This is a genomic window from Actinomyces oris, from assembly GCF_001929375.1.
Taxonomy (GTDB): domain Bacteria; phylum Actinomycetota; class Actinomycetes; order Actinomycetales; family Actinomycetaceae; genus Actinomyces; species Actinomyces oris_B.
In genome coordinates, this window is record NZ_MSGO01000058.1 from 29,063 (window position 1) to 34,463 (window position 5,401).

Below are 5,401 nucleotides of genomic sequence, written 5' to 3' on the forward strand. Positions count from 1 at the left end.
GCTCTTCGTGTTTGAGGGTGTGGTAACTGGAGCCTATTGAAGTGTGTAGGTGGGGTGGGTGCGTCGTTGCGGTGGGTAGGGGTCGAGGTCCCCTGATGATGGGAGCTGCTACACACGCCACCTGAGAGACCTCGACGTGCCTGAGACTACCTTCACCGGCCCTGATCTGAGGACCTTCCTGGGGCTGGATGCCCTTCAGATGGCCGTCTGGCAGCGGAAACGAGCCGGTGCTGACCTGACGGGCCTGGTGCACCACTTGCGACCGTGGGGTGCAGTACCGGTCCATCCGCTACGGGCAGGCCCTGTCCGAGGCCGAGGCAGTCGAGCCTGTCAAGGTTTCTGTGTAAGCGGTTTACAGGTGGGGGGCGAATCGGTCGGGGTAGGCGGTGGTGAGCTGGGCCAGGGCCTTGTTCCAGTCGGTGGTGATCTGTCCTTCGACGAGTCTGCCCTTGGCCCTGCGCTTGGATGCTGGCAGTCCTTTCTCCTTGTCGCGTTCTCGGGCTCGTTTGTCCTCGATGTCGCAGATCGCCAGCCACAGCAGCTTGACCACCGCCTCATCACTGGGGAAGTGGCCGCGGTTCTTGGTGACCTTGCGCAGCTGGTAGTTCAGCGACTCAATACTGTTGGTCGTGTATATGACGCGCCTGAGCATCGGCGGGAAGTCCAGGAAGGGAGTGAACCTCTCCCAGGCCCGCTCCCAGGTCGTCACCGTCTGGGGGTACTTGACCCCCAGATCGGACTCAGAGAAGTCGGTCAGGGCCTGCCAAGCGGCCTCCTGGCTCGGGGCGGTGTAGATGGGTTTGACAGCGGCGGCGACCTTCTTGCGGTCCCCGTAGGACACGAACCGCATTGAGGCCCGGATCAGGTGGACCACGCAGGTCTGGACCGTTGCCTGGGGCCAGGACTGCCTGCGTTCGCCTCGGGCAGGCCCGTCAGCCCGTCGCATTCCCCCGCGCGCTTCGCTCCTGTGCGGGAGGTGCCCCCTCTACGTTCAGCACGTCGCTCACGCCTCTGTTGGCCAGCTCGGCGCACACATGTGCCCAGAAGGAGGCTCCTTCCTCGGCCTGGACCCAGATCCTTAAGCCACGTGCTTGATCCCGTCCATGTCGACGCCGACCGCGATATGGGCCGAGCGGGAGGCGACCCGGTGATTGACGCGGACCTTGACCCGGATCGCGCCTGTGGTAGATCACCGGGTAGAACTCGTCCAGCGGGCGGCGCTGCCACTCCAGGACAGCGTCAGCGACCGCGTCGGTGATCTTCGAAATGGTCCCCGCGGACAGCTCCACGCTGAGCGTGGAGGCCAGGTGGTGCTGAATGTCGCGCACCGTCATTCCTCCGGCATACAAGCTGATGATCATCGCATCCAGCTCGTCCAGACGACGCTGGCCCTTACGCACCAGGCGCGGCGTGAAGGTCCCGGCCCGGTCCCGAGGCACCACAGGTCTCGAAGGGCCCCACCTCGGAGTCCACCGTCTTGGGTGTGGTCCCGTTCCTGGCGTTGCTGCGCGCCTGGGAGGTCGGCTCGCCCTTTTCATAGCCCAGGTGCTCGCTCAAGCCAAGCGGCCAGGCCCCTCTCCAGGGCCTCCTTGACCAGGGCCGGCAGCAGACCATCAGCCCCGGTCATCTTCACCTGGCCGACACCAGGTCTGCTCGAACAAGCCGTCCAAAGCCCCCTGCGAACGCAGTCGGTCAACCGCATCACGCCCAGTAGGAACCTTCTGTGTGTCGTCATCAGTAGCAGTCATCAGTGTCAGTCCTTCCAACGGAGGGGCTTACACAAACCATTGAACACGCTCGAGGCAGTCGCCTCTGTAGGCTCTAAGGGGGATTCCTACGACAATGCTCTGGCCGAGGCGCTCAACTCGCTGTACAAGGCCGAGCTGATCCGCAACCAGGGCCCTTGGGAGGACATCGACGCCGCCCGTACTCGCCACCGCCGAGTGGGTCCACAGGTACGGGCACCACCCGGCCACACTCCGCCATCGGGATGCGAACCCCCGCCGAGCACGAAGCCACCTGGGCACCCGACACCCACCACGACCACCACCGCCAGGAACAATCACAACCGGCAACCACCGGCAACAGATAAACCAGCCTCCACAAAAAACCCGGGGCTTGACACTACACTCCGCCCCCGTCTCCCAGGCCTACTACCAGCGCAAACGCGACCAAGGCAAACCGCCTTACGCTAGGCCGCCCTCGCCCTGGCCCACCGCCACATCCTGACCCTGCACGCCACGATCCGCGACCGCGCCCTCAACAACCGCCAACCAGCCACGAAACTACCCGCAGCCGCTTGACACACCACATAGGGGCACCCCCCTCTACGACCCACAGCCATCGACGCAGCTAGCCACCACCACCTGACACACCACATGTGAGCACCGTGAGACACCCCAGATAAGATAACCTCAGTGAACATAACTCGAGCAAGCAAAACCTGACTTCGGTTTATCCATCTCCGTAACTCGATACCAATCGTCCGACGAAATCGATCGGCGCACGACCTTGCAATTGTCATCAAACCAGGAGTCCGGATTAAGATCTACCTTCAACGTAGCCTCCTTACCTGTCGAACTGTCAAAATAGTTTAGATACAACGAAGAACCTGACGGAGTGAACTGAACCGCGGCCGCAGAATATGGATCTCCAGGCAACGGAATAGTTCCAACTTTCGTTCTCGCAGCTAAAGAATACACTGACACCGAACTCAGAGAATCGACATAAGCGAGATACTCACCATTGGTTGAAATATCTACGGTCGAAGATCTCCCCGGATACGATCGTTGCTCAATCGCTCCGTAACTCGAATTAGCAACGACAGTTCCGTTCCGCGACGTACTGATACTAGAACCGTCATTGGCTAACCAAACATAATGATCATAAATCTCCACTTTTCCATCGCTATAAATCACTTTGAATATACCTGAACCAGGACCTTCTTCACTATCTTCCGAAACCACAATTCCATGAGAGGTCATTTCAACTACGCGACCCTCGGGAATAGTTTGACTAAACTGATGCGTTTTGTAGTTAAAACTCCAAATGGTTGAACCGTTTGAAAATTTTAAAGAGTTCCCATCCCACACACCTTTTATGCGTCCAGGATTGGATGTGATGTTCCCGGCATTAGAGTCGTCTTCAATCCAAGAAGGTATGCTCCAGCATCGCTCAGAACCACCATCTACTGCACGATAAAGACAAGTCTTCCCATTCTGAATAGCAAAAAAGTCCTCATCGGTTCGCCAAGCGAGAAAATCCCCATCTTCAACCACGCTCTCCGTACTATCGTCAGAGTTGAGAATGTAAGTAAAGTCACCGCTAGGGCCGTTCCAATGCTGAGCCAAATACTTGCCCGAATGAGACGGCGAAATTCGAGAAACTCCATAAACGTCACACATCGGAGCAGCAGTTGAGTCATAGCCTCTAATTATCTTTGATGGGTTATTCATCTTCCAGTATGAAACGCTTGAGCCTATCGCGGTAAGTACCACATGTTTAGTAGGCACGGCCAAAGCGGAGAGCTCTTTACCAACAGGCAGAATTGCGGTTTTCCATTTGTTCGGCCGGTCGTTTTCTACATCATACACAGCAAGCCCATCTGCATTAATCACGGCAGTGGTTAGCCCATCGGGAGAAACCGCTGGCAAGGGCCACCTTGTGTAGGCATGCTTGACCCATTCGAGTTTCCCGTTGAAATATATCGGATTTTCATTTTCGTCGATGGTCTGCTGTGTTGAAATAACTCCTCCATCCCCAAATGAATATGCCCCATTATCGGAGAGAACGGGTGACTCGTCATCCGGCCCCATTATCTGATGATAAATTCTAAAGACTGGACGGCCATCGCGAAGGGAGTATGTATCTACCCTAGTGTTACTTTGTATCACGACTAAATTATCATCAGGTAACGCAATCACGTCATTTGGATATTTAGGTGGAATTTTCGAATCGCTATCACCGATACTTATCCTTTTCCAATCACAGTCGTCCTGCCCTCCACGCAAAACCCTAACAGTATCAGAGTCTTGAGGGGGTAGCACGATTGTTTCACCAGAGGGAGAGACGGCTGCGCCACCGTAGCGGTTCATCATCGTACGGCATAACTCTTTCCCCGGTCTCCATAGTTTCACCTCTGCTTCAAAATTTCCATTGTAGATATCTTTCCATCCCGTCGCTGCAACGACTTTCCCCGATCTGTCTGTTGTAATATCCTTTACTGGGAACCTCAGTTTCCCGATGCTCTTCAACTCATTTGTGCTCAATTCCCATCGCTCTACGGCTCCATCTTCATGACCTATATATACGACAGTTTCATCGGTATTGGCAGTAATGCTCGTAATAGCGCCCGAGGTAACCCGATGACGGGTTAAGTTCTGTGAGTTTACAACGGATTTGAATAGAGCCGTACGAGTAACTTCATCTTTATGAAGGTCCCACGCTTGAGCCGCATATATTCGCGAATCAGCTGAGTCGCTTTCCGATAACTCATTAGCGCGTGCGGCAAATGCTCTTGCGGTCGCGACATTCAGGTTCGATAAGGCTTCATTCCGCGCAGATACAGCAACCCAGGAAACTGCTACGGAGATTACGAGAAAAGCGGAGAGCACAACAAAGAAGGTCCACCGAAATCTCACCAAGCGCTTTTGGCGCTTGTTCTCTCGATCCAGAAGAGCCTTTCTGGAAGTGTTCTGTACGCGTGACGATATGCTAAGAACCGCATCAAGATAGTCTGGATAACTTTCTAAGGACTCTTGCGCATCGTTCCTCCCTCTCAGGTCTATCCATAGAGGCTCATCTTTAATCTTGCTCAACACCTCGTTCGGTATGTTTGTTGTTGTTCTGGAAAAACGCTCAGCCTCTCGATCCCAGCGAATTACACCATCATCTACTATGAGTATGAGTTTATCGACACCATTATGTTCAATGTACCAGTTAAGCTCTTTAATTACAGGCACTGATTTCGCAGCATTTTCGGAGCATATGTATACAAGCCACTCGGACCGCTTAATGATACTTTCAAGCTCCTTTTCTAGCATCATCGTCGGTCCGAGTGAACTTCGATCTAAGAAGACATTTAGCGCCCGGAAACTGTACCAGTTTCGACTGAGCTTCTCTAAGCTGTCGTGCAACGCAAACGCGAGCGTTCTAGATGGGTCGTGACTGTAGGAAATGAACACGTCAAAGTTGCCTACTCGCCGATGCTTCCATCGCATCCATTGAACTTTAACAATAGACGTCAATTTGTCGACAAGGTCTCGCTTCATTGGGAGCTCCTTATTTGGTTGAAACTTACGCACTGGATGTTCATCATCGAGATCCAGAGCGGAAGTTGCAGTTCGATCGAACCGGAATTTCGCTTATTTTACCACGTAGACACGACGGCGGTGCCGCCACC

At 54.5% G+C, this 5,401-nt stretch carries 1 protein-coding gene and 2 pseudogenes; 1 reads left to right on the top strand and 2 read right to left on the bottom strand.

Features of this window, described 5'->3' with window-relative positions; translation table 11 throughout:
• Positions 1-352: 352 nt before the first annotated feature.
• Positions 353-1,748 (bottom strand): annotated as a pseudogene (locus BKH32_RS11685) (IS256 family transposase).
• Between the two features lie 63 nt (positions 1,749-1,811).
• On the opposite strand from BKH32_RS11685, the pseudogene BKH32_RS14555 reads away from it, so the two are divergent.
• Positions 1,812-1,950, top strand: a pseudogene (locus BKH32_RS14555) (IS3 family transposase); the annotation flags it as partial.
• A 464-nt stretch (positions 1,951-2,414) separates the two neighbouring features.
• On the opposite strand, the gene BKH32_RS11695 reads toward BKH32_RS14555, so the two are convergent.
• A complete protein-coding gene (locus BKH32_RS11695; RefSeq protein ID WP_075250184.1) occupies positions 2,415-5,270 on the bottom strand; it encodes a toll/interleukin-1 receptor domain-containing protein in 2,856 nt (951 codons plus the stop codon).
• Between the last annotated feature and the right edge of the window lie 131 nt (positions 5,271-5,401).